At 69.6% G+C, this 23,255-nt stretch carries 23 protein-coding genes and 1 pseudogene; 16 read left to right on the top strand and 8 right to left on the bottom strand.

Annotation, left to right across the window (positions count from 1 at the left end; translation table 11 throughout):
- Window positions 1-8: 8 nt before the first annotated feature.
- Entirely contained in the window at window positions 9-761 is a 753-nt protein-coding gene (locus IEY60_RS27200) for an IclR family transcriptional regulator (protein WP_189033349.1), read from the bottom strand.
- Between the two features lie 213 nt (window positions 762-974).
- Between IEY60_RS27200 and IEY60_RS27195 the strand changes: the two genes are divergently transcribed.
- From IEY60_RS27195 to IEY60_RS27160, 8 genes and pseudogenes are all read left to right on the top strand, one after another.
- Window positions 975-2,012 (top strand): NrtA/SsuA/CpmA family ABC transporter substrate-binding protein, encoded by a 1,038-nt coding sequence (locus IEY60_RS27195; protein ID WP_189033348.1) that lies wholly within the window; start codon window positions 975-977, stop codon window positions 2,010-2,012.
- Window position 2,013: 1 nt separating this feature from the next.
- Window positions 2,014-2,829: an ABC transporter permease gene (locus IEY60_RS27190; RefSeq protein ID WP_189033347.1), complete on the top strand. Its 816-nt coding sequence runs from the start codon at window positions 2,014-2,016 to the stop codon at window positions 2,827-2,829.
- Window positions 2,826-3,578 carry an ABC transporter ATP-binding protein gene (locus IEY60_RS27185; RefSeq protein WP_189033346.1) on the top strand — a complete coding sequence of 251 codons (753 nt, stop codon included), beginning with the start codon at window positions 2,826-2,828 and terminating at the stop codon, window positions 3,576-3,578. The genes IEY60_RS27190 and IEY60_RS27185 overlap by 4 nt, the downstream gene beginning before the upstream one ends.
- Window positions 3,575-4,600 (top strand): ABC transporter substrate-binding protein, encoded by a 1,026-nt coding sequence (locus tag IEY60_RS27180; protein WP_189033345.1) that lies wholly within the window; start codon window positions 3,575-3,577, stop codon window positions 4,598-4,600. Before IEY60_RS27185 ends, IEY60_RS27180 begins: the two co-directional genes overlap by 4 nt.
- Window positions 4,597-5,697: an LLM class flavin-dependent oxidoreductase gene (locus IEY60_RS27175; RefSeq protein ID WP_189033344.1), complete on the top strand. Its 1,101-nt coding sequence runs from the start codon at window positions 4,597-4,599 to the stop codon at window positions 5,695-5,697. Before IEY60_RS27180 ends, IEY60_RS27175 begins: the two co-directional genes overlap by 4 nt.
- Window positions 5,694-6,861, top strand: a pseudogene (locus IEY60_RS27170) (LLM class flavin-dependent oxidoreductase). Before IEY60_RS27175 ends, IEY60_RS27170 begins: the two are co-directional and overlap by 4 nt.
- A 16-nt stretch (window positions 6,862-6,877) precedes the next feature.
- On the top strand, window positions 6,878-7,597 hold the full coding sequence (locus IEY60_RS27165; RefSeq protein ID WP_189033343.1) for a class II aldolase/adducin family protein: 720 nt from the start codon (window positions 6,878-6,880) through the stop codon (window positions 7,595-7,597).
- Window positions 7,594-8,532: an ABC transporter substrate-binding protein gene (locus tag IEY60_RS27160; protein WP_189033342.1), complete on the top strand. Its 939-nt coding sequence runs from the start codon at window positions 7,594-7,596 to the stop codon at window positions 8,530-8,532. Before IEY60_RS27165 ends, IEY60_RS27160 begins: the two co-directional genes overlap by 4 nt.
- Window positions 8,533-8,586: 54 nt before the next feature.
- Here IEY60_RS27160 and IEY60_RS27155 read toward each other — a convergent pair whose 3' ends face one another.
- Window positions 8,587-9,135, bottom strand: a complete 549-nt coding sequence (locus tag IEY60_RS27155) for a hypothetical protein (RefSeq protein ID WP_189033341.1) — start codon at window positions 9,133-9,135, stop codon at window positions 8,587-8,589.
- Between the two features lie 24 nt (window positions 9,136-9,159).
- Between IEY60_RS27155 and IEY60_RS27150 the strand changes: the two genes are divergently transcribed.
- The 7 genes from IEY60_RS27150 to cynS all read left to right on the top strand — a co-directional run bounded on the left by IEY60_RS27150 (window position 9,160) and on the right by cynS (window position 14,624).
- The gene (locus IEY60_RS27150) at window positions 9,160-10,392 is read left to right on the top strand and encodes a sensor histidine kinase (protein WP_229740172.1); all 1,233 of its coding nucleotides are present in this window, start codon (window positions 9,160-9,162) and stop codon (window positions 10,390-10,392) included.
- A complete protein-coding gene (locus IEY60_RS27145; protein ID WP_189033340.1) occupies window positions 10,389-11,030 on the top strand; it encodes a response regulator in 642 nt (213 codons plus the stop codon). Before IEY60_RS27150 ends, IEY60_RS27145 begins: the two co-directional genes overlap by 4 nt.
- 509 nt (window positions 11,031-11,539) lie before the next feature.
- Complete coding sequence (locus tag IEY60_RS27140) at window positions 11,540-11,821, top strand: hypothetical protein (protein ID WP_189033525.1); 282 nt, start codon at window positions 11,540-11,542, stop codon at window positions 11,819-11,821.
- 41 nt (window positions 11,822-11,862) lie between these two features.
- Window positions 11,863-12,447, top strand: a complete 585-nt coding sequence (locus IEY60_RS27135) for an NAD-dependent epimerase/dehydratase family protein (RefSeq protein ID WP_189033339.1) — start codon at window positions 11,863-11,865, stop codon at window positions 12,445-12,447.
- Between the two features lie 70 nt (window positions 12,448-12,517).
- Window positions 12,518-13,408 (top strand): transcriptional regulator CynR, encoded by an 891-nt coding sequence (gene cynR, locus IEY60_RS27130; RefSeq protein WP_189033338.1) that lies wholly within the window; start codon window positions 12,518-12,520, stop codon window positions 13,406-13,408.
- A gap of 111 nt (window positions 13,409-13,519) precedes the next feature.
- Window positions 13,520-14,128: a carbonic anhydrase gene (locus IEY60_RS27125; RefSeq protein WP_189033337.1), complete on the top strand. Its 609-nt coding sequence runs from the start codon at window positions 13,520-13,522 to the stop codon at window positions 14,126-14,128.
- A 25-nt stretch (window positions 14,129-14,153) separates the two neighbouring features.
- A complete protein-coding gene (gene cynS, locus IEY60_RS27120; RefSeq protein WP_189033336.1) occupies window positions 14,154-14,624 on the top strand; it encodes a cyanase in 471 nt (156 codons plus the stop codon).
- A 17-nt stretch (window positions 14,625-14,641) separates the two neighbouring features.
- Here cynS and IEY60_RS27115 read toward each other — a convergent pair whose 3' ends face one another.
- A complete protein-coding gene (locus tag IEY60_RS27115) occupies window positions 14,642-15,187 on the bottom strand; it encodes an ester cyclase (protein ID WP_229740171.1) in 546 nt (181 codons plus the stop codon).
- A 72-nt stretch (window positions 15,188-15,259) separates the two neighbouring features.
- On the opposite strand from IEY60_RS27115, the gene IEY60_RS27110 reads away from it, so the two are divergent.
- Window positions 15,260-15,895 (top strand): TetR/AcrR family transcriptional regulator, encoded by a 636-nt coding sequence (locus tag IEY60_RS27110; protein ID WP_189033334.1) that lies wholly within the window; start codon window positions 15,260-15,262, stop codon window positions 15,893-15,895.
- Here the strand turns inward: IEY60_RS27110 and IEY60_RS27105 are convergent.
- The 5 genes from IEY60_RS27105 to IEY60_RS27085 form a co-directional block, all read right to left on the bottom strand.
- Complete coding sequence (locus IEY60_RS27105) at window positions 15,888-17,141, bottom strand: serine hydrolase (protein ID WP_189033333.1); 1,254 nt, start codon at window positions 17,139-17,141, stop codon at window positions 15,888-15,890. The genes IEY60_RS27110 and IEY60_RS27105 overlap by 8 nt on opposite strands.
- A 294-nt stretch (window positions 17,142-17,435) precedes the next feature.
- A complete protein-coding gene (locus IEY60_RS27100) occupies window positions 17,436-20,171 on the bottom strand; it encodes a fumarate reductase/succinate dehydrogenase flavoprotein subunit (protein WP_189033332.1) in 2,736 nt (911 codons plus the stop codon).
- Window positions 20,168-20,911, bottom strand: a complete 744-nt coding sequence (locus tag IEY60_RS27095) for an ABC transporter ATP-binding protein (protein WP_189033331.1) — start codon at window positions 20,909-20,911, stop codon at window positions 20,168-20,170. Before IEY60_RS27095 ends, IEY60_RS27100 begins: the two co-directional genes overlap by 4 nt.
- Entirely contained in the window at window positions 20,908-21,813 is a 906-nt protein-coding gene (locus tag IEY60_RS27090) for an ABC transporter permease (RefSeq protein ID WP_229740170.1), read from the bottom strand. The genes IEY60_RS27095 and IEY60_RS27090 overlap by 4 nt, the downstream gene beginning before the upstream one ends.
- On the bottom strand, window positions 21,810-23,240 hold the full coding sequence (locus IEY60_RS27085; RefSeq protein ID WP_189033330.1) for an ABC transporter substrate-binding protein: 1,431 nt from the start codon (window positions 23,238-23,240) through the stop codon (window positions 21,810-21,812). Before IEY60_RS27085 ends, IEY60_RS27090 begins: the two co-directional genes overlap by 4 nt.
- Window positions 23,241-23,255 lie beyond the last annotated feature (15 nt).

Raw genomic sequence — 23,255 nt, 5'->3', positions numbered from 1 at the left:
TCACGAGGTCAGTCCGCGGCGGCGGCGAAGGTGGCCGCGATATCGGCGGCGGTCACCTTGGCGAGTTCGACGAAGAACGGCACCCGCTCGTCGATCATGAGCGTGACCGGACCGCGCAGACCGAGCGCGAAACGGCAGCGGCCCTGCGCGTCGAGGATCGGCATGCCGACGGTGCGGTACCCGGGATCGAGTTCGCGATCGTTGAACGCGTAGCCACGCGCCCGCGTCGCGACCAGTTCCGCGCGCAACTCCGCAGCGCTCGACACCGACCGCTCCGTGCCCTCTTCGTAAGGGAGGGAACGCAATTCGTCGTCGGTGACGTCGGACCAGGCCAGCAGCGCCTTGCCGAGCGCGCTCGCGTGCAGCGGCAGTCGCACGCCCTGCAGTTCGTGGCCGTCGCTCTCGCGCCACCGGCTGGTGCCGAGCAGCACGGCGTGGATGCCGTGGCGGGTGGCCACCGAGCCGGTGGCTCCGGTCGTCGCCGCGAGCTGTTCGAGGTAGGGCTCGGCGAGGTAGATCTTGTGCTGGCGGTAGGCGATCTGCCCGTATTCGGCCAGGGCGCCGCCCATCCGGTAGCGACTCGACTCGGCGTCCTTCTCCAGGAATCCGGCTTGGACGAGAGCGCTCAGGAGGCGGTGGGTGGTGCTGACCGCCAGACCCTGGGCCCGCGCGACCTCCGAGACGCCCCGTTCCTCGCCGCCGCGAAAGCAATCGAGTACCGACAGGGCCCGGGTCACGCTCTGCACGCTGGAGGTCTCCACGTAGCCGACGGTAACACAGGCATTCGACGGAAATCGTCACGAGTTTTCCGATATATGGAATGGAATCCGGCGCCACGCCCCAGGATTCGCCATAGATCTCCTGGTTACTCCCTGTCAAGCTTTCCGATCCCTGGAAAGACATACCTCGTTCGGTGCCATCGCCGCTCCTACGCTGCGAAGGCATCACCCGCCCTTCCCCGAACAGGAGCCCCGATGTCCCGCAGGCTGCCGGCCTTCTCGCGGATCGCCCTCGCGATCGCCCCCGTCGTCGCCCTCGTCGCGGCGTGTGGCTCCGGCTCCACGCCCGAACAGGGTGCCCAGGCCTCGTTCGTGCTCAAGGTGACCGACCCGGGCAATACCGGACCGCTCGCGGTCGGCAAGCGCGACGGCACCTTCGACACGGCGCTGGCTCCGCTCGGCGCGAAGATCCAATGGGTCAGCACCACACCCGGTTTCAGCTCCAACCTGAAGCTGTTCAACACCAAGGAACTCGACGTCTCGGGCGCCGCCTTCAGCCCCGTCGTCGGCGCGCTGTCCAAGGACGTCGGCGTGAAGATCGTCGCCGTGGCCGATCCGGCAGGCCAGGACCAGAGTGGGATCGTGGTCGGTCCCGAGTCCGGGGTGACCTCGGTGGCGGGGCTGGTGGGCAAGCGCATCGCGGTGAATCCCGCGGGCAAGGGCGAGTACATCACCCTGAAAGCCCTGGCGCAGGCCGGGATTCCGGCCGACAAGGTGACCAGGGTGCCGCTGCAGCAGAAGGACGCCGCCTCGGCGTTCGCCACCGGCAAGGTCGACGCCTGGGCCTCGTTCCTCGTCCCGTACCAGGAGGCCAAGGCGGCGGGGGCGCGCGAGATCGCCACCGAGAAGTCGATCGGCTCCAACGACAACACCGTGGTCGTGTTCCGCACCGAGGTCCTCGAACAGCGCCCCGACGTCGCCGCGAAGTATCTGGAAGTGCTGCAAGGACTTACGGCCGAGCAGAAGGCCGCGCCCGCCGATTTCGAGAACGTCTTCGAGAAGACCGGGCCGCGCGCGCTCACCGGTGATCGCCTCGCCGACGCCGTCCGGGTCGGTGGCGAGGTCACCGTGCCGCGCCTGCCCGCGGACTCCGATGCCGCCGACCTGGCCGATGTCGTGAACACCTTCGCCGACAACGGTGTCATCACGCGCCGGATCACCGCCGCCGACATCTTCTACGACCTGCGGTCCAAGCTCAGCCCGGAGCAGCTGGCCGCGCTGAAGGAAAACTGACATGACCACCCTCGAATTGGCGCCGCCGCGGGCCCGGGTGACCGGGCAGCGGCCCCGGTGGCTCTCGCTGGGCCTGCGGGCCGCGCTGCCCGCCGCCATCGTGCTGGCCTGGTGGGCGGGGTCGGCGAGCGGCGTGATCTCGCCGCGCGTGATCGCCGGTCCCGGCGCGGTCTGGTCGGCGTTCCTGGAACTGCTCGACAGCGGTCAGCTGGTCGATTTCGCGCTCGCCTCCTTCGGCAGGGCCGCCGCCGGCGTCGCGATCGGCGTCTCCGTCGGGCTGGTGCTCGGCTTGCTGTCGGGCCTGTCCAGCCTGGGCGAGGAGCTGGTCGACTCGACCATGCAGATCGTGCGCGCCGTGCCGTTCCTCGCGCTGGTGCCGCTGTTCATCTCCTGGTTCGGCATCGACGAGCTGTACAAGGTGCTGCTGATCGCGGTGGCGACCACCGCACCCATGTACGCCTACACCTATCTCGGGGTGCGCAATGTCGACCGCAAGATGGTCGAGGCGGCCCGCAGTTTCGGGCTCACCGGCACCCGGCTCGTCGCCGAGGTGATCGTGCCCGCCGCGCTGCCCGGCATCCTGATGGCGCTGCGGGTGTGCCTGTCGATCAGCATCACCGGCCTGATCGCCGCCGAACAGGTGGGCACCCAGCAGGGCGTCGGCTACCTGGTGACGTTGGCCCAGGAATACAACCGCACCGACTACATGGTGCTGTGCGTGGTGCTCTACGCGCTGCTCGGTCTGGTGTTCGACGCACTCGTGCGGCTCGCGGAACGCTACGCGATGCCATGGCGGAAGCAGGTGGCGATCCGATGACCACGACAACAGCCGCGCCGGTACGGCAGCTGGCGCCGGTGGCGGTCTCGATCACCGGACTGCGAAAGGCCTTCGGCGACAAGACCGTTCTCGACGGTGTCGACCTGACCATCCGTCGCGGCGAGTTCGTCGTGCTGCTCGGTCCGAGCGGCACCGGCAAGACCACCCTGCTGCGCCTGCTCACCGGCCTGGAGGTACCCGATGCCGGGGAAGTGCTGGTCCCAGCCCGCCGCACGACCGTCTACCAGGAGCCCCGGCTGATCCCGTCCAAGCGGGTGCTGGCCAATGTGATCGTCGGCCTGCGCCGCACCAAGGCGCAGCGGGAAGCCGGTCTGCGGGCACTGAGCGAAGTGCACCTCGACGGCAAGTCCGGGCAGTGGCCCGCCACCCTGTCCGGCGGTGAGGCCCAGCGCGCCGCCCTGGCCAGGGCACTGATCAGGGAACCGGAACTGCTGCTGCTCGACGAGCCGTTCGCCGCACTGGACGCGCTGACCCGGCTCCAGATGCAGGACCTGGTCGGCGATCTCGTCGCCCGGCACCGGCCCGCCGTCCTCATGGTCACCCACGATGTCGACGAGGCGATCCGGCTCGCCGATCGGGTGATCATCCTCGACCACGGCCGCTTCGCCGTCGACGAGGTCATCGACCTGCCCCGGCCGCGCGATCACGCGGCACCCGAAACCCTCGGTTACCGAACGCAATTCCTCGCCCAGCTCGGCGTCGGACCACACACCAGGAGCCTGTCATGACCGAAACCCTGTGGTACACCCGCTGCCCCGTGCCGACCGCGAGCGGTCTCGCGCACAGACTCGGCTGGCTCGGCGAGACCGCGGCGAACGCCGGCCTCGAGTTCGGCGTCCTGCAAGACGCTGGCCCCGAACTCGCAGGTCACCACTTCCTGCACGACCTGTCGGGCCTGATCCGCGAGGGCGGCAATGTGCCCGCGCTGGCCGCCCGCGCGCAGGGCTCGCCGACCCGGCTGATCGGCCTCACCTGGATCGACGAATCGCAGGCGATTCTGGTCGGCCCCGACTCGCCGGTCGCCGACGCCGCCGGTCTGGCCGGGCTGCGGATCGGCGTGCCCGCCTGGGCACAGGATCAGGCCCGCAGCTTCCCGCGGGCGATGGCGTTGCACGGCTTCGCCAACGCGCTGCGCCCGGCCGGGCTGACCCTCGCCGACGTGCGGGTCACCGAACTCGAGGTCGAGCGGGATCCGCAGGTACGCACCGAGATCCAGACGGCGCGACGGTCCACCACCTGGGGTGTCGAGGAGTTGCTGGCGGGCAAGGTCGACGCCATCTACGTCAAGGGCGCGCGCGCCCAGGAGGTGGCGAAGGAGAACGGACTGCGTGTCGCGGTCGATTTGGACGCTTCGGCTACCAAGCGTCTGCGCGTGAACAACGGCACCCCGCGTCCGATCACCGTGCACGCGGATCTGCTGGAATCGCGACCCGAGGTCGTCGTCGGCTTCCTCGCGCAAACCCTGCGCGCCGCCGACTGGGCCGCCGGTGATCTCGAGGGTGTCCGCGCGGTGCTGCAACGCGAAACGCTGTCCGGCCCCGAAGGTGTCGTCGCCGCCTACGGCGAGGAGTTCCATCGCGGTCTGCACCCGTCGCTGACCGAGGAACGCGTCGAGTTGCTCGGCGTGCAGAAGCAGTTCCTCTACACCCACGGCTTCCTGGCCGCGGACTTCGATCTCGAATCCTGGGCCGCCCCCGAGCCGTTGGCTCGCGCGCGGGAACTCGTCGCCGCCGAGCGGGTACCCGCATGACCGAGTTCGTCTGGAAACTGCCCAGCCGCGGCGACGGTCGGCGTGCCCTGCCCGAACTCCGCGGGCGCGGCGGGTTCGGCCCGCAGGCGCCGCGCACCGAGGCCACCGACGTGCGGCCCGGCCGATTCGGCCCGTTCGACGATCTCGCCCAGATCGTCGACGCCGCGGAACTGAACGGCTTCGACGGCGTGCTCGCGCCCTATGACCCGTTCGGCGAGGAATCCTGGATCGTGGCGGCCGCCGCCCTGCGCGCCACCCGATACACGCAGGTCACCGTCGAATTCCAGCCCGCGTTCGGCACACCGGTGTACGCGGCGAAGATCTCGGCCACCTTGCAGCGGCATTCGGCCGGCCGGCTGAACTGGCGACTCGCCGTAGACACCGATGCCCAGGAGGCCCGTGCTCGCGGCGACCTCGTCGACGGTGCCGAGCGTTACCGGCGCGCTGCCGAATTCCTCACCGTCGCCCGCGGAGTCTGGAACGAAACCGAGGTCGGTGCAGCGGGATTCGCCGGCACCGGATTCGAGTATGCCGGGCAGTACTACGACGTCATCGATGGCGGCTTCCGCGGCATCCTGTCCGGTCTGCCCTTCCCGTCGGTCCACCTGAGCGGCACCTCGGAAGCGGCACTTGAGCTCTCGGCCGCGCACGGCGACGTCCACGTCTTCGGTGAGGAGCCGGACGGAATCTCCCGTGCCGCAGCGGAACTGGGGGAGCGGGCCGCCGCGGCCGGGCGCCGGGTGCGCGTCGCGCTCGACCTGCCGATCATCGCCAGGGAGACCGAGGACGAGGCCTGGGCCAGGGTCCACCGCCAATGGGACGAGCTGGGCCGCCCCGATGCCGCAACCGAGCACGCCCTCGGTGACGGCCGCTGGGCGGGCTTCGACGCGCTCGGCTACGACCAGCGCATCGGCCTCGTCGGCAGCTACGAGCAGGTGGCCCGCCGGCTCGCGGTCTACGAGATCGCCGGCGTGCAGACCTTCGTGCTCTCCGGTCACCCGCACATCGAGGAGATCCACCGCGCGGGCGAACACCTGCTGTTCCTCGCCGACCCGGCAGGCCACACCCTCACCACCGCGCAGGAGCTCACCGCATGACCATCGACGTCTACTGGCGCATCGGCATGGAAGGCGACCACGCCTCCCTGCGCACCCCGCGCCGCTACAACCGCGGCAATGCGGGCGGCTACGGTCCCGGCAATATCGCCCCGGCCATCCGCGGTGGCGTACTGGACGAGTACAGCTACCTCGACCATGTCGCCGCGGTCGCCAAGGCCTCCGAATCGGCGGGCTTCCTCGGCGGCCTGCTGCCGTCGTTCCCGGTGACCGACGACCCATGGGCCGTCGCCGCCGCGCTGGCCGCCGAGACCACCACCTACCGCTTCATGGTCGCCTTCCAGCCCGGCTTCCTGCACCCGGTGCAGGCGGCCAGGATGTCGGCGAGCCTGCAACGCGCCACCGGCGGCAGGCTGGTCTACAACATCATCAGCGGCGGTGGGGGACCGGCCCAATTGTGGTGGGGCGACAAGGTTTCCCACGACGACCGGTACACCCGTACCAGCGAATTCCTCGACGTCCTGCGCGGCGTGTGGGATGGCGAACCGTTCGACCACGACGGCCGCTTCTTCCGTGCCGAGGGCGCGGCGCTCCCGCCCGGCCTGGCCGGTCAGCCCTTCCCCGAGGTGTACTTCTCGGGATCCTCCGGCGCCGCGGTGGCCGCGGCGGGCCGCCACGCCGACTACTACCTGTCCTGGCTCGAGCCCTTCGCGGATCTGCGCGCCAAGTTCGACGGCGTCCGTCGCAATGCCGAAAACCGCGGCCGCACACCGAAGTTCGCGGTGCGCATCGACATCGTCGCCCGCCATACCGAGGAAGCGGCCTGGGCCGAGATCGAGAAGGGCTGGGCCTTCGTCGACCGCGACGCCGCCAACCGCGCCGCGCAGGGCGACTCGGTCGGCGCGGCCAGGATCACCGGCTGGGTGCCCGAAACCATCACCGGCTACCGCGATCTGGAAGTCCAGCCCAATGTCTGGTGCGGGTTGCCTGATCCGCGGCGGCCCCGCCTTCGGCCTCGTCGGCAGCTACGAACAGGTCGCGCAGCGGCTCGACGAGCTGATCGACCTCGGCGTCGACGCCTTCATCCTCGCAGGCAATCCGCACCTGGAAGAGGCATACCGGGTCGGCGAGGAAGTGCTGCCCCTGCTCGGCCGCTCCCGGCTCACCACCCCGTCCACCGACACCGTCCTCGCGACGGCCCGATAACCGCAGGAGTTCGAAGATGACCACCACCGAAACCCGTCTGCCGGAGGCCGTCACGGCCTTCGTCGAGGCGGCGACCCGCGACGCCGAGACCGCGTTCCGGGTGTTCCGCGAGACCGGCACCGTCACCGGCAACGGCACCGTCAACTTCGTCGAACGGGTGCCGGGCGAGGAGATCGCCGTCGCCCTCAACGAGCCGGGCCCGTGGGCGGCCGAGCGCACCGTCGAACCCGTCATCGCCACCTTCGACGGAGAAGTGCTGTCCGGCACGGGATCCGCCGGGTTCGTCACCGGCTATGCCAAGGTGTTCCGGGCGCATCCGGAGATCACCTCCGTCGTGCACATCCACACCCCGTGGCTGGGCGGCTGGGCGCAGACCCACCGCACCCTCCCGATCCGCTACGCCGCCTCGCAGCGACTGACCCTGTCCCGGGAGATCCCGCCGCACATCGACCGCACCATCGGCGCGGGCGACTTCATCCTGAGCAAGCTCGAGACCGACCCGCACCTGGTCGCGATCTTCGAGGCCAACGGCGGCGCCAATGTGCTCGGCCGGGCCGGTCTGCTGGAGCTGGCGAAGTTCGTCGTCCTGCTCGAAGAAGGCGCGCAGTACCAGGCGATCGCCGAAACCCTCGGCGGCTCGGTCGAATTCGATCCGTCCAACCTCGCGGTGCAGTGGAGCCGCAGCGGCCTTGCCGACGAGGCCCGTCGTCTCGGCCTGATCGGAGACGCGCGATGAGCCCGCGCGTCGGATACTTCCCGCACAACAACTCGCTGTTCGTGCTGCGCCACCGCGGCATCCTCGAGCGGCTGCTGCCCGACGTCGAATGGGTCGACCTGCGCGCCCTGCCCCAAGCCGAGCGCGTCGACCCGAAAACCGATCTGCCCGGCGAGCATTCGGACTGGCTGTTCACCGAGGGCGGCTACGACATCATCGGCACCGGCTTCACCCCGCCGCTGACCGCGCTGGCCAACCAGCGCGACATCGTCTACCTCGGCATCTCCGGCCCGCGGGTGGAGAACGGCAGGCTGGTGGCCACGGCCGCGAGCGGCATCACCTCCGCCGCCGACCTGAAGGGCAAGCGCGTCGGGATCGCGCACGGCTCGTGGCAGACCACGCTGCTGCTGTTCGCGCTCGACCAGGTGGGGCTGACCTGGGCCGATATCGAGCCGGTCGACGTCGACGTGCGCGGCGGCGGCACCGCCCTGCTGTCGGGTGACCTCGACGCCTGGGTCGGCACCTACCCCGGCCTGCGGGAGGTCGAGGCCGCGACCGAGCTGAGCACGCTGGTCGACACCGCCTCGGTGTTCAGCCACCCGTCGCTGTGGTTCACCCGCCGCGACCTGGCCGAAGGCAACCGAGCGGTGGTAGCGGCGGTGCTGGCGGCGCTGCAGGAATCCGACGCCTGGATCACCGCCAACCCGCGCGCGGCGGCGCAGTACTTCGTCGACGACGCGCAGTCCCGTGGCGTACCCGCCGACCTGGACGCCTGGGAAGCCGCGCTGCGCGGTCGCCCGTTCGGCGTGCACCCGGTGAGCGAGGAATTCCTCGACGAACAGCAGCGCGCCGCCGACCTGCTCGCCGCCAACGGCCTGCTGCCGCGCACCGTCGACGTGCGCTCCGCGGTCCTGCCGTGGATCGGGTCGGCCGTCACCGACAACGCCACCGTCTGAGTCCGAACCGACGAAGCCCCGGTACCGAATGCGGTCCCGGGACACCGCGCGTCCTCAGCTCCGGCTCGACCCGGCGACCCACACCGGCCCGGTGAGCAGCCAGATCACGGTGATCACACCCAGGCTGCCGAACACGCCCATGAGCTGCTCGCGCTGCTCGGCGTCGGCCACCGTATAGCTCAGCACGAGGGTGAGCGCGCCGGCGATGGCGGCCGCACCGAGCCACCGGGCGAAATCGGCCCACTCCTTGCGGGCGCGTTCCGGACCGTCCTTCGGCACCTTCACCGGCGCGGGTCCACCCGCGAAGCGATAGGCGAACCGCGCGTCGAGCCACTCGATCATCCGATGCCCGAACATCACCGTGCAGCCCAGGTAGATACCTGCCAGCCGATGCGCGAAACCCACCTCGCCGCCCCGGTGCAGATCGATGGCCACCGCGACCACCAGGACCACATCCAGCACCGGAACCAGCGCCAGCGTCACCAGGCCGGCGCGCCGCAGCCGCGCCACGTAGCGCAGCAGCAACCCGCCCACCACCAGCACCCAGAAACCGACCTCGCACGCGGCGATCGTCAGCAGTACGGGGTTGTTCAGTTCGTCCATTTCCCTACTGTGCCGGGCACACCCGTGCGCTGTCGTCCCGCTGGTGGCGCGCGGGTGGTCCGTCTTTCGGGGGACCCGGGGCGTGGCGGCGGTGTGCTGAAATGGGGCATGCCCCCGTCCCGCACGCCCATGGACCGGCTCGCGGACGCCTTCGACAGCTCGACCTCGGCCGCCGTCGGCGTATTCCTGGTCGGGTTGTTGCTGTGGGCCGCGGGCGGCTGGTCGATCGTCATCGAACGCGATCTGTATCCGTCGCCGGTGAAAGTGGCGCTGCTGTGCGCGGCATTCGCCATCCAGCTGACCGCGCAACGCAGGCCCGCTCTCGCCTTCGGGCTGATGGTCGCCCTGCTGGCAGGCGATTTCGTGTTCGGACCGTCGCTGCCGCTGTGGATCGCCCTGACCGACGTGATCTTCCTGGCCGTCAGCACCGGCTCCGACCGGCTGAGTGCGGTGGTCGGCTGGTTCGCGGTGTTGGTGACCGCGGGCGGTTCCCTGCTGGCGATGGCAGTCTTCGGGCTCAGAGCGGCGCTGTACGTCGGTTTGATCGGCGTCGCGCTCACCTGGTCGCCGCTGGGCTACGCGCGGGCCGTGCGCGCCTCCCGCCGCATGGTCGGGGTGGAACGCAACGCCGCCCGCGCCGAACTCGCGGCGCGCGACGCCGAACGCTCCGCCGCCCTCGGCGACGAACGCCGACGGGTGGCCAGGGATCTGCACGACACGGTGGCCGGCCACCTGTCCGCGGTCGCCATCCTCGCGGAGGTAGCGCAGAAGAATCCGGGCGATACCGCCGTCCTGCAGTCGATTCGCGCGGGCAGCCTGGCCGCGCTCGACGAGATGCGCGCGACGATCGACCTGCTGACCGCACCTGACGACACCGCCGTCACGGCCCGGCTCTCCTCCCTCGACGGGCTGATCGACGCCGCCCACGCCGCGGGCGGTGCGGTGACCTTGCGACGGCAGGACGACCTGCCACTGCCCACCGCCGTCGAAGCGGTGATCACCCGCATCCTGGGCGAGACGATCGCGAACGCGACCAAGCACGCACCGGGCGCGCCGCTGGCGATCGACGTCCGCCGCGACGCCAACCGGGTCGTGGTGACGGCCTCGAATCCGATCGAGCCAGGGAAGCCCGAAGGACAGGGAAATGGACTGCGCAACATGAGCTTTCGCGCCGAGTCCATGGATGGCACCCTCACCGCGGGTGCCGAAGACGGCAGCTGGTGGGTGCGGGCGCGGATTCCGCTGGGGGACCGATGACGGTGACAGTCGTGGTGGCCGACGATCACGCCACCATCCGGGCCGGCATCACCATGCTGCTCGAATCGTCCGGGCAGATCCGGGTCGTCGGCGAGGCGGGCGACGGCGTCGCCGCGCTCCAGCAGGCCCGTGCGCTGCGTCCCGACGTGGTGCTCATGGACGTGCGCATGCCGCGCGTCGACGGGCTCGAGGCCACCGCGGCGGTGGTCGCCGAAACGACCGCGAAGGTGCTGGTACTCACCACCTTCGCCATCGACGACTACGTCCTCGGTGCGCTCGCGGCGGGCGCGAGCGGCTTTCTGCTCAAATCCGTCGGTGGCGACGAACTGGTTCGCGCCGTCCTCGCCGTGGCCGACGGCGACGCGGTGCTCGACCCGAAGGTGACCCGCGCGGTGATCGCCGCGCTGCCCAGGGCGACGGCCCTCGCCCCACCCGACCTGTCCGCCCTCACCGACCGCGAACGGCAGGTGCTCGCGGGTCTGGGCGCCGGACTGTCGAACCAGCAGATCGGCAGCCGCCTGCACATCGGCGAAGCTACCGTGAAGACGCACGTCTCGCGGGTGCTGACCAAGCTCGGCGTGCAGTCGCGCGTGCAAGCGGCGGTGATCGCCACGCAGGTGGGTCTCGAACCGTACTGACCGCTCGACGACGATGCCCCGCGACCGATGTCGGGTCGCGGGGCATCGCCATAGCGGGGCACAGATCAGTGTGCGGGGTGCGGACCCGACCGATCGCGACGGATCCGGCGAGATTCAAACCAATAGGTCAGAAAAACAGTCGCGTAAGAGGCCGCTACTACAGCTGCGGTCACCAGAAGAAACGCGAAGATCAACGAAATCAGGAAAGCCATTTGCCCCTCCTCGCGGTACGGTAGATGCGGCGCGCTGCGCGCGCTCAGCGATGAAGGTGGTGGTCAGCGCCTCGTCGCGCCGATTCTGGACAAGCCCCGCGCTTTCGATAGTAGGGGCAGGGCGCGACGACGACACGGCCCGACAGGTGTGACGGCGGTCATGTTCGTCGCGGAGTGTCGGGCACGCCATCGAAGCGGCCTGAGATTGAATGTTCAATAGATCTGGGCTCTACCGCGTCACGAGTTCTCGACATCGGCTTCACCACGAACAACCGACGAAGGAGCACGATCGTGAGCATGATCCTGGCTGTGTTGGACGGCGCCGTTCTCGCGCAGGTCGGCAATCCCACGCCGGAAGCCCCGCCGATGGCGGAGAAGGTCTTGCAATTGGGCCGGTACTTCACCTGGATGATCCTGCTGTCCGGCGTCACCGCCATCACCTACGGCGGCGGACGATTCGCCTGGGAGAAGTGGAACGGCGGCGGTCTGCAGTCGCCGAAGATGATCGCCAGTGCCATGGCGGGCGGCGCCGTGGCGACGAGTGCGGGCACGATCATGAACGCGGTGATCGGAGCCTGACCTCCCGGCCCGTGGCGTGCGGCTCCGGTTAAAGTCGGGGCGTGCGTATCTTTCTCGCAGGCGCCACGGGCGTCATCGGAACGCGATTGCTGCCGCTGCTGATCGGCGCGGGCCACGAGATAGCAGGCCTGACGCGCTCCCCGGCCAAGGCGGCAGCGATCCGCGCCACCGGAGCACACCCGATCGTGCACGACGTCTACGACGCGCCCGGCCTCGCCGCCGCCGTCACCGACTTCGCGCCCGACCTGGTCATGCACCAGCTCACCGACCTCCCCGACGACGTCGCCGATCTGGCGACCTCCGGTGAGGCGAACGCACGCATCCGCACCGAGGGCACCGCGAATCTGCTCGCCGCCGCGGCCGCGGCAGGCGCGAAACGCTTTCTCGCCCAGAGCATCGCCTGGCAGCCGCCCGCTGGGCGCGGCGCGGTGATCGCCGCGCACGAGGCCGCGGTGCTCGACGCGGGCGGCGTCGTGGTGCGCTACGGCCAGTTCTACGGCCCCGGAACCTATTACGAGTCGACTCAGCCGGAACATCCGCGCATCCATGTCGACTCGGCCGCCGCCCGCACGATAGATCTGCTGGACGCACCGACGGGAACAGTGGTCGTCGTCGATCCCGCGTAGTTTCCGGCACGCGATAGCGGCCGTCTTGCGGTCCCGGTCGATTCGATAGTCGCTATCTATCCTGGTGACCATGGAGCTGCGTCATATCCGGTACCTGCTCGCCGTCGCCGACCACGGGAACTTCACCAGGGCGGCCGAGGCGCTGCACATCTCCCAGCCGACGCTGTCGCAGCAGATCAAACAGCTCGAGCGGCTGCTGGGCGTGCAGTTGCTCGATCGCTCCGGGTGGACGGTGCGCCTCACCGACGCCGGTCAGGTGTACGCCGAGCACGCGCGCAATGCGTTGCGCGACCTCGAGGCGGGCGAACGTGCCGTCCACGATGTGCAGGATCTGACCAGGGGGCACCTGCGCGTGGCGATGACGCCGACGATCACCGCCTACCTCATCGGCCCGCTGATGGACCGGTTCCACCGGGCGCATCCGAATGTCACCGTCGCGGTCACCGAGACCACGCAGGACCGGCTCGAAGAGGACTTGCTCGCCGACACCCTCGATCTGGGTATCGCGTTCAGTGGCACCCACACCGCGGGCATCGACTGCACTGCCCTGTTCACCGAGGACCTGAGCCTGGTGGTCGGCGCCGGCCACGCCCTGGCCACGCACGCGGGGGCGCTGCCGATCGGGGACCTCGCCGTCCAGCCCTTGGCGCTGCTCAGCCGCGACTTCGCGACGCGCGCCTACATCGACGACTATCTCGCCGACTGCGGTGTTGCGCCGCGCATCGCGATCGAAGCGAACTCGATCAGCGCGCTCGTCGAATTCACCCGCCGCGGCACGCTCGGCACCGTGCTGCCCGATGCGATCGCCCGCGCGCACCCCGACCTGCGTCCGGTCGCATTAGAGCCCGCGCTGCCGAGCCGCACGGTGGAACTGCTGCGCCGCGGCACCGCCTATCACTCGGCCGCCGCGCGCGCCTTCGCCGCGATCGCCCAGGATACGGCGGGCGAGTTCGCGCCATAGATGACACCGATCGAAACGGTTGGAACCAGGTATTGGACGCTATAACCCCTGACGGGCAGGCTGGATCTCGAACAGCAACACCGAGCCGGCACCCACCGAAGGGAGCGATCCATGACCGACCTCGCGAGCGGCGTCACGCACTTCCAGCACGACGTCTACCCCGGCAAGGCAGCGCTTTTCGCCGAACTGGCGACGAACCACACGCCCCACACGCCCCACACGCTGTTCATCAGCTGCTCCGACGCCCGCGTCGTCCCGGAGCTGATCACCACCAGTGAGCCGGGCGAGCTGTTCGTGATCCGTACCGCGGGCAACCTCGTGCCCGCCTATGCGTCCGGTGGCGACGGGATCGCCGCCAGCATCGAATACGCGGTCGCGGTGCTCGGTGTCTCGCGGGTCGTCGTCTGTGGTCATTCCGGCTGCGGCGCGATGACCGCGGTCGCCGAGCGTCACGATCTCGGCGCGCTTCCGACGATCGCCCAATGGCTGCGGCACACCGATGCCACTGCCGCCCGCGTCGGCGCTGGGGCCGCCGATCCCGTGTCGACGCTCGTGCGCGCCAATGTCGTTGCGCAGCTGTCGAATCTGGCCACCCACCCGTCCGTTACCCGCGCGCTGGCCGACGGTGCCCTTGTCGCCGAGGGCTGGGTGTTCGACATCGGCACCGGCACGGTGACCGTGGTCGACGGTGCGGACTCCGCGACCACCCCAGCCGCCTGAATCCCGAAGAATGGAAACGCACATCATGGTGCACGCACAATTCGACCCCTCCGCCCGCCAGTCCCTGGCCGTCACCGCGGTCGCCGCGAAGACGGCGAAAGACCTGACCTGGCAGGAGATCGCCGACGCCGCTGGCCTGTCGGTCGCCTTCGTGACTGCCGCTGTCCTCGGCCAGCACGCCCTGCCAGCGCCGTCCGCGGTGGCCGTTGCCGAGCTGCTCGGCCTCGACAGCGAGGCGGCGACCCTGCTGCAGACGATCCCCACCCGCGGCTCGATCCCCGGCGGCATCCCGACCGATCCGACGATCTACCGCTTCTACGAGATGCTGCAGGTCTACGGCACCACCCTCAAGGCGCTGGTGCACGAGCAGTTCGGCGACGGCATCATCAGCGCGATCAACTTCAAGCTCGACGTGTGCAAGGTCGCCGACCCCGAGGGCGGCGAACGCGCCGTCATCACCCTCGACGGGAAGTACCTGCCCACCAAGCCGTTCTGAGGGTCGCCATGGACTGATCAGCGGCCGGAGCGGACCTCGCGGACCGCACGCCGCTCGAGCTGGATGGATCGCAGCAGGAACACCGGGGAGGGCGGCAGCCAGCCGAGTTGCCTGGCCATGCCGAGGTCGTCACGGTTGGCCCAGTGTTCGAAGATCTTGCCGTCGCGCATGCGGAACCAGTGCGATTCGGTCATCGCGAAGGTCTTGCCGGTGGCGGGGAAGGCGTTGTCCACCGCGCCGTCTTCGGTGTAGAAGACCAACGGGCCGATCTGGCGGCCGTGCATCGTCGCGTAGACGGTCACCAGGTCGTTCTCGACGGCCGTGGCATGGATGTCGTAGGACATGTCGGTGAAGGCGTCGCGCAGCCACTCGGCCAGCGCGTGGATCGCCTCGGGGCCGCTTCCGCGGGCCCACGGCGGCGCCGCCTTGCGTTCCCGGGTGAAGCCGTCGGGATGGGTGACCTCGGCGAGGTCGGCGACGCTGCCGTCGACCATGAGGTGGATGCCGCGGATCGCCACGGATGTCAGGTCGTCGGCCACGACCCTGGGGCTGATGGTGTTCATGATGACGCTCCGTCTGTGATAGAACTCCAATTTGGGTAAAGTCGGACTGTATCTAAAATTATTGGACCGGTGATGACCGAAGTCAAGAGGCGGTATGACGCGTCGGGGCGGCGTGCGCAGGCAAGGGCGCGTCGCCACGCGATGGTGGTCGCGGCGCAGGAGTTGTTCGAGCGCGACGGGTTCCGGTCGACGACGATCGCGGCGGTCGCCGAGCGGGCGGGCGTGTCGGCGGAGAGCGTGTACAAGGCGTTCGGCACGAAGGCGGCGCTGGCCAAGGCCGTGTTCGATGTGGTGATCGCGGGCGACGACGAGGACGTCCCCGTCTATCTACGGCCCGAACAGCAGGCGATGCTCGCCGAGCCGGACGTGCGCCGCAAGATCGAGATGTTCGTCCACGGCCTGGCGCAGCGGCAGGCGCGATCGGCCAAGGTGCAGTTCCTGATTCGCGACGGTCGCCACGTCGACGATTCGCTCACCCCGGTGTGGGACAAGCTGGCCGAGGAGGGCCTGGTCGGGATGACCATGCTGGGGCGGCATCTGCTCGAGACGGGGCAGCTCCGGGCGGGGATCGACCTCGACGAGGTTCGCGACGTCCTGTGGAACTACCTCGCCATCGACACCTACGAGCGGCTGGTGCTCGCCAGGGGCTGGTCTGTGGACCGGTACGCGGACTGGGTCGCGCGCGCGATCATCGCCGCGATCACCTGAGGCTCAGCCACTCCGGTGCGCGGTCGAGCCGCGGCAGGGTGTCGGACACCTGCGCGACCAGCTGCGAGGGGCGGTTGATGTCGGTGCCCGCTTTGCCGCTGGTGAGGATCGCGCCCGCGAGCCCGCGTTCGGGGTCGGCCCAGCCGTACTGTGTCGTCAATCCGCTGCGGCCGAAGTGGAATCGGGTGTCGCGGCCGAACTTCGACCGTCGCCCGCCCAGCTCGAATCCCGCGCGGCTGACCCGGCCCGCCGCACCCGGTATGCGGTCGGCCGGTCGGATCGCATCGAACAGCGTGGTGGGCTCGATGATCCGGATGCCGTCGAGTTCGCCACCCCGCGTGAGGATTTCGTAGAATCGCGACAGCTCGTAGGCGGTGGTCACGAGGTTGCCGGAGGGGAGTTCGGCGGTGAGGAACGCGTCGTTGTCGGACTTTGACGCCTTGTCCATCCGCCCGCCGAGCGCCTTGCGCGCCAGGAACAGCGACAGCCGCGACGGCGGCGGACCGGTCTTCACACTCGGCACGACCTTGCCGAGATCAGCCGGGTCGACGCCGAAGTTGTTCCAGCGGAACCCGAACGGAACCAGCACCTGCTCGGCAAGGTGCTCCCGCATCCGTTTGCCGGTGGCGCGTTGCACCAGCAGACGCTGGATCAGTCCGCTGGTCAGTGCGTGGTAGACGCGGAACCGGCCCGGCGGCCAGCTCGGCACGAGATCGGCGAGCGCCGACACGGCCAGCGCCTCGTCGGGCACCACGTCGCTGCCCTTGTACGGCGGCGTGATGAACGGGACACCCGCCGAATGCGACAGCACGTGCCCGATGGTGATCCGGTCCTTGCGATGCGAGGCGAACTCCGGAATGTATTCGCACACAGGGTCGTTCAGTGCGAACGCGCCCTGCTCGACGAGCATGGACATCACCGTGGCGGCGACACCCTTCGCGGTCGAGAACCCGCAGAACGGGGTGTCCGGTGTAGCCAGGATCTTCTCGGCGTCAGGAGAGTCCCTCGGCGCATTGCCCCACCCGTGGCCGATGGTCCGGTTCAGCACGATCTTGCCGTTGCGGCGCAGACACACCTGGATCGCCGGAGTCGTCCCCATCGCGTACCAGTCGCGCACCGAGGCCCACAGCCGCGCGACCGCCTCGGCCGACGTCCCCGCCTCGGCGGGATCGTCCTCGTGGCCGACCGTCGTCACCGTGTCCAGGTCCTCGGCGACCGTCACCAATGTGCCGGAGAGTGCGCTCATGCGACCCAGCCTATCGACGCCGCGGATCACCGACGCTGTGGCGCGGGCACAGCAGGGCTGTGACCTGGTCAGACATCGGTGAGATCGCATCCACGGGACCGGCGTGTGGACCGCACGACAGACCGGTCGACCTCGATCCCGGCGCTGCCGATGCGCCATTGCGGACTGTCGACAGACCGAGACCGCCCGCCGCCGAGCGACCGTTGTCGCCCGCCCGGCGCCTGGTATGGGCCGTGCGCCCGAGCGGGGACCGTGCCGCAGCGGTGCTACGGCACGGCCCTGGTGCGGCGCCGGTCACGCGTGCGCTTCGGTCAGCATGGCGGCCCGGGTCGGGTCGCCTGGTGTGCGGCCTGCTGCGATGACGGCACGCCTGGCGTACGCGCGAACATCCGCGTCCGGGTCGGCAATCGCGGTCTCCAACGCGTCTACGGCGGGGTCGTCGGCGGGCCAGGTCGCCAGCGCCAGAACAGCGGCCTTGCGGACGTCGAGGTGCCGGTCGGCCAGGGCCTCGGTCAGCGGCGGCACTGCCGATTCAGGCGGGGCGCCGGCCAAGCCGCGTGCGGCGCCGACGCGCACCTGCCAGGCCGAATGACGCAGCGCCGCAATCAATTCCGTGACATCCTCGGCGCCGGTACCCAGCGCGGCGTAGGCCGTCAGCGCGGCGGCCCGCACCAGGGGATCGGGATCGCCGGTGAGTACCCGCACCACCTCGACCCCATCCGCGCCGATCGACGCGAGACCCTGGGCGACGGCGATCCGCACCTCCCGATTCACGTCACCGGCGATGGAGGCCACCGCCTCGGCGTCGTCGAGTGACACGAGCGCACGCACCGCCTCGATCCGGACCCGATGATCGGCATCACCCAGTGCCGCACGATATTCCGCCGCCGATCCGGCCCGGAGCGCTCGCAGCAGGTCGACGACGGTCGCCCGCACGAGCGGATCCGGGGAACCGAGGTGCCCGGCCAGCGCACCCGCGCCCGGCAGCACCTCCACCAGCTCCCGCAGGCTCTCGGTCGCGGCCCGGCGCACCGAGGCGGCCTCGTCGCCGAGCGCGCGTACCAGTTCGTCGGCGAACCCGTCGGGTGTGTTCTCGGTGAGCACCGACAGCGCGGCCACCCGCACGACCGGATCGGGATCGGTGAGGTAGCTCGAAACCTCGTCGACGGCAGGCGAATCCAGGGCGAGCAGGGTGACCAGCCGGGGCGAGGAGGGCGAGGCCGCCACCGGCTGACTGCGCACCGGCGCGTCCTGCTGCGGCGCCCGGGTCCCGACCAGCTCGGGCTGCGCGATCACCTCGACGATCGGCTCGGCCGAGGGCACGTCGTCCAGGCCGGGCACCGGCACCAGATACGGCGCCACCGATCGCTTCACGAATTCCATCTCACCCGCGGCGGTCTTGCGCAGATTCAGGTGGAAGTTCCACGACTCGTCGTCACGCTCGGGCAGATCGGCCCGGTCGTGATAGAGCCCCCACCGGGATTCGGTGCGCGTGAGCGAACTGCGCGCCGCCATCTCCGCGCAGTCGCGGATGAACGACACCTCTGCTGCCCGCATCAACTCGTGGGGTGTCCGCGCGCCGATCCCTTCCACCTCGCCGCGCATGCGCTCGAAGGTCTCCACCGCGATCGACAGCTTGGCCGCGGTCTTCGGCGGCGCCACATAGTCGTTGACGAAACGCCGCAGCTTGTATTCGACCTGCGGCTGCGGTGGACCCTCCGGCCGACGCAGGGGACGGTAGATCAGTTCGTGCGCGGCGGCGAGCTGGTCCTCGGGCAGCTCGGCGGGCGCCGCCACCTCGGTCAGCGTGGACGCCGCGTGCGTACCCGCCAGGTCGCCGTACACGAACGCGCCGATCATGTAGTTGTGTGGCACGCACGCCAGATCGCCCGCGGCATACAGTCCGGGCACCGTGGTGCGGGCGTTCTCGTCCACCCACACGCCGGACGCGGAATGCCCACTGCACAAACCGATCTCGGAGATGTGCATCTCGATGTCGTGGGTGCGGTAGTCGTGGCCGCGATTGGCGTGGAACGTGCCGCGAGTGGGCCGCTCGGTGGTGTGCAGGATCGATTCGAGGGTGGACAGCGTCTCGTCCGGCAGGTGCGAGACCTTGAGATAGATGGGCCCGCGCGCGGATTCGATCTCCTGCTTCACCTCCGCCATCATCTGTCCCGACCAATAGTCGGAGTCGACGAACCGCTCACCCTCGGCATTGACCTGGTAGCCACCGAACGGATTCGCGACATAGGCGCACGCCGGACCGTTGTAGTCCTTGATCAGCGGATTGATCTGGAAGCACTCGATCCCGGACAGCTCCGCACCGGCGTGGTAAGCCATGGCGTACCCGTCGCCGGCATTGGTCGGGTTCTCGTAGGTGCCGTAGAGATAGCCCGAGGCGGGCAGCCCGAGCCGGCCACACGGACCCGTCGCCAGGATCACCGCTTTCGCGCCGACCGCGACGAATTCGCCGGTGCGCGTGTTCAATGCGGCCGCACCGACGGCGCGTCCGTTCTCGGTGAGCACTCGCACCGGCATCAGCCGGTTCTCGATCTGGATCTTCTCGCGCATCGTGCGCTGGCGCAGCACGCGATACAGCGCCTTCTTCACATCCTTGCCCTCGGGCATCGGCAGCACATACGACCCCGACCGATGCACCCGGCGCACCGCGTACTCGCCGTACTCGTCCTTCTCGAACTTCACGCCGTAGCGTTCGAGCCGTTGCACCATCGCGAAACCCCGTGTCGCCGTTTGGTACACGGTGCGCTGGTCGACGATGCCGTCGTTGGCGCGGGTGATCTCGGCGACGTATTCCTCCGGCTCGGCCTTGCCCGGGATGACGGCATTGTTCACACCGTCCATGCCCATGGCCAGCGCACCGGAGTGGCGGACGTGCGCCTTCTCCAGCAGCAGCACGTTCGCGCCGGACTCCGCGGCGGTGAGCGCGGCCATCGTGCCCGCGGTGCCGCCGCCGATGACGAGCACATCGCAGTCGAGGCGGATGCGGTCGGACAGGTCGGGAATGTTCACAATGACTCCAGGATTCGGTCCCGTAGCGCGTGCCGGTCCACCGGCTCGCGCGGGTCGGGCACCTCGACGACCGCGCGCAGCGCACCGTCGCCGAGCACGGCGATCCGGTCACCGAGCAGCAGCGCTTCGTCGAGGTCGTGGGTGACGAAAACGATCGTGGTCGGGTGGGCGCGCCAGGTGTCGACGAGCAGGCGTTGCATCTCCGCACGGGTCTGGCTGTCGAGCGCGCCGAACGGCTCGTCCATCAGGACCGCCCGCGGCGCACCGGCCAGGCTGCGGGCGAGCTGCACCCGCTGGCGCATACCGCCGGACAGATCACGCGGCAGATAGTCGGCGTACCCGGTGAGCCCGACCTCGTCGAGCCAGCGCTGCGACCGCGTGGCCCGCTCACCGCGCGGAACGCCCCGAAGGCGCAGCGCGAGTTCGACATTGGCGCGGGCGGTGCGCCACGGCAGCAGCGCGTCGTCCTGGAAGACCAGCGCGCGATCGGCCGACGGTCCGGACACGGTGTCGTCGTCGGCGCGGATGGCACCGCCGCTGGGGTGCCGCAGCCCGGCGATCGCCCGCAGCAGCGTCGACTTGCCGCAGCCGGACTTGCCGACCAGGACCAGGATCTCACCGGGCGCGATCTCGAGATCGAGGTCACGCACGACGGTCTTGGCGCCGTAGCTGATTCGCACCGATTCCAGGCTCAAGCGCATGCCTGCCGAGCCGGTGGGCGCGGCGGTGGTCGTGGTCATGAGGCAACCTCTCGCGGCAGCCAGCGGGTGACCCTGCGGCCTGCCAGTTCGACGATTCCGGAGGTGAGGAAGCCGAGGACGCCGATGGTGATCATGCCGACGAACACGGCCGGGTAGTCGACGATGGTGTAGGACTGCCAGGTGCGGTAGCCGATCCCGAGCCGCCCGGAGATCATCTCGGCGGAGATGAGGCAGATCCAGGCCACGCCCATACCCACCGACAGACCGCTGAACACCCCGGGCAGGATGCCGGGGACCACGACCCTGGTCAGAACTTCGCGCCGGGTGGCGCCCAGAGTGCGGATGGCGTCCTCCCAGATGGTCGGCAGCGTCCGCGTCGCGTGCCGGGTGCTCACCAGCACCGGGAACAGCGAGGCGGTGAAGGTGATGAACACGATCCCGGACTCGTCGCTGGGGAACAGCAGGATCGCCACCGGCACCAGCGCGATCGCCGGAATCGGGCGGACGAGCTCGGCGAGTGGACCGAACACATCGGCCAGCAGCCGCGACCGGCCGAGGCCGATGCCCGCCAGGACACCGATCACCGCGGCCAGCCCGAACCCGGTGACGATCCGGATCAGCGACTGCGCCACATCCAGGTAGTACTGACCGGTGCCGAGGTGCTCGCCGAACTCGGCGACGATCTCGGTCACGGTGGGCAGGGTGTCGAACCGCAGCCCGGCCCGCACGTCACTCGCGGTGAGCAGCTGCCACAGGCCGATGGCCACCGCCACCGACGCGACCCGGATCACCCGGGACACCCACGCCGACCTCCCGGACACGCTGTCGGCGTCCGGTGTCTCGACCGCGAGATCGGTGGTGCGGAAACCGGTCTCGTCGGATGCTGTGGCGCCTGACGGGATGGCTTTCGTCCCGACGGCAGCACCGGTAACCGCGCTCATCCGCGCACTTCCGTCACAGCCTGCTCGTAGGAGACCGGGGCGGCGGTGGGATGAGTGGCACGGTAGCGGTCGGCCGCGGCCAGCGTGGTGAACGGCAGATACTGCGTGCCGTCCCGCAGCCAGATCGCCTTGTCGGCGAACCAGCGGGTGCCCAGCTCGGCATCGGGAACGTACACCGCGCGAATCGTCTTGCCCTGCGCCTCGGCCGCCTGCACCGCCCGCAGCAGGCAGCCGGGGTTCGCGGCGGGCTGCGGCTTGTCGGCGCCGTCGACCCAGATCTCACCGGCCAGCGCCGGATCGTTCACCGGCACAGCGCAGATCGGATCGGTGCCGGTGACCTTGCTCGGATTGACCCGCGATGCCAGCGCGGTGTCGTAGTCGCCACGACCGGTCTCGGCGAAGGCCTTGCGCAGCGGACCGTCCTGCACGAACGCGTCGATATCGAGGTCGGCGAAGTCGCCGATCGACTTCAGGTAGGCCACATCGTCTTTGAACGCGGCGATCAGGTTCGCCTTGAGCGTGGTGTCGAAACTCGTGCCACCAGGTCCGTTGTAGAGATACACGACCTCCGGGGACAGACCCGATCCCTTGGCCACGAGATCTGCTGCCTCGAAAGGCTTCTCGTTGAGGAACGCGGTCGCATCCAACTGCGCCGCCAGGAAAGCCTGCAGCACCTCGGGGTGCTCGGACGCGTAGGCCCGGCGCGCGACCACACCGTGGAAGGTCGGCACGTTCAGCTCGGCGCCGTCGTAGAGCAGCTTGGCCTTGTTCTGCTGCACCAGCAGACCCGGCCACGCCACGAACTGCGACAACGCGCTCACCTGATGCGACTCCAGCGCCGTCGCTCCCACCTGCGGCTGCTGATTGAGCACTTCCACACCCTTGGCCGGGTCGATGCCCGCCCGGGTCAGCGCCTGCACGAGCGTGCCGTGGCCCGCAGAACCCACACTGGCCGAGATCTTCTGCCCGGCGAGATCGGTGAGTGACCGTGCCGGTGAATCATTCGGCACCACAACCATGTTCAGCGCACCCTTGGGGTTGTAGCCGGTGATCGACACCAGCTCGGTGCGCGCGCGTTCGTTGGCCTGGGTCCGGGAGCCGTTGATGAGCAACGGGTAATCGCCCATCGACCCGATATCGATCTTCTCGGCCACCATCTGCGCGGTGATCGGCGCACCGGTGTCGTAGTCCTGCCACTCCACCTGGTACTTCGCGCCGCCGGCATCGGTGATCTGCTGCAGCCGCTGCTCCAGGTAGCCCTGCGCCTTGAGCAGCGTCCCGGCGGTGACGGTGTTGATGGTCTTGGACTGATAGCCGACGACGACCTTGACGGTGCCCGCCGGTGCGGCATCGGAGTTTTCGAGGGAGCAGCCCGCCGCGGCGAGCGCGACGGCGAGCACGGCGGGGACGAGACGAGTGATCTTCATGCGTGGATTTCCCGG

This window comes from Nocardia rhizosphaerihabitans (assembly GCF_014646295.1).
Lineage (GTDB): Bacteria > Actinomycetota > Actinomycetes > Mycobacteriales > Mycobacteriaceae > Nocardia > Nocardia rhizosphaerihabitans.
Note: the sequence above shows the minus strand (reverse complement) of the source record. Positions and strands in the feature narration are given on the sequence as shown.

Bases quoted from the DNA above. Each gene is read 5' to 3' on its own strand.
- IEY60_RS27195 (WP_189033348.1), top strand. From the start codon at position 975: ATGTCCCGCAGGCTGCCGGCCTTCTCGCGGATCGCCCTCGCGATCGCC.
- IEY60_RS27190 (WP_189033347.1), top strand. From the start codon at position 2,014: ATGACCACCCTCGAATTGGCGCCGCCGCGGGCCCGGGTGACCGGGCAG.
- IEY60_RS27185 (WP_189033346.1), top strand. From the start codon at position 2,826: ATGACCACGACAACAGCCGCGCCGGTACGGCAGCTGGCGCCGGTGGCG.
- IEY60_RS27180 (WP_189033345.1), top strand. From the start codon at position 3,575: ATGACCGAAACCCTGTGGTACACCCGCTGCCCCGTGCCGACCGCGAGC.
- IEY60_RS27175 (WP_189033344.1), top strand. From the start codon at position 4,597: ATGACCGAGTTCGTCTGGAAACTGCCCAGCCGCGGCGACGGTCGGCGT.
- IEY60_RS27165 (WP_189033343.1), top strand. From the start codon at position 6,878: ATGACCACCACCGAAACCCGTCTGCCGGAGGCCGTCACGGCCTTCGTC.
- IEY60_RS27160 (WP_189033342.1), top strand. From the start codon at position 7,594: ATGAGCCCGCGCGTCGGATACTTCCCGCACAACAACTCGCTGTTCGTG.
- IEY60_RS27155 (WP_189033341.1), bottom strand. From the start codon at position 9,135: ATGGACGAACTGAACAACCCCGTACTGCTGACGATCGCCGCGTGCGAG.
- IEY60_RS27145 (WP_189033340.1), top strand. From the start codon at position 10,389: ATGACGGTGACAGTCGTGGTGGCCGACGATCACGCCACCATCCGGGCC.
- IEY60_RS27140 (WP_189033525.1), top strand. From the start codon at position 11,540: ATGATCCTGGCTGTGTTGGACGGCGCCGTTCTCGCGCAGGTCGGCAAT.
- cynR (WP_189033338.1), top strand. From the start codon at position 12,518: ATGGAGCTGCGTCATATCCGGTACCTGCTCGCCGTCGCCGACCACGGG.
- IEY60_RS27125 (WP_189033337.1), top strand. From the start codon at position 13,520: ATGACCGACCTCGCGAGCGGCGTCACGCACTTCCAGCACGACGTCTAC.
- cynS (WP_189033336.1), top strand. From the start codon at position 14,154: ATGGTGCACGCACAATTCGACCCCTCCGCCCGCCAGTCCCTGGCCGTC.
- IEY60_RS27115 (WP_229740171.1), bottom strand. From the start codon at position 15,187: ATGAACACCATCAGCCCCAGGGTCGTGGCCGACGACCTGACATCCGTG.
- IEY60_RS27110 (WP_189033334.1), top strand. From the start codon at position 15,260: ATGACCGAAGTCAAGAGGCGGTATGACGCGTCGGGGCGGCGTGCGCAG.
- IEY60_RS27105 (WP_189033333.1), bottom strand. From the start codon at position 17,141: ATGAGCGCACTCTCCGGCACATTGGTGACGGTCGCCGAGGACCTGGAC.
- IEY60_RS27095 (WP_189033331.1), bottom strand. From the start codon at position 20,911: ATGACCACGACCACCGCCGCGCCCACCGGCTCGGCAGGCATGCGCTTG.
- IEY60_RS27090 (WP_229740170.1), bottom strand. From the start codon at position 21,813: ATGAGCGCGGTTACCGGTGCTGCCGTCGGGACGAAAGCCATCCCGTCA.
- IEY60_RS27085 (WP_189033330.1), bottom strand. From the start codon at position 23,240: ATGAAGATCACTCGTCTCGTCCCCGCCGTGCTCGCCGTCGCGCTCGCC.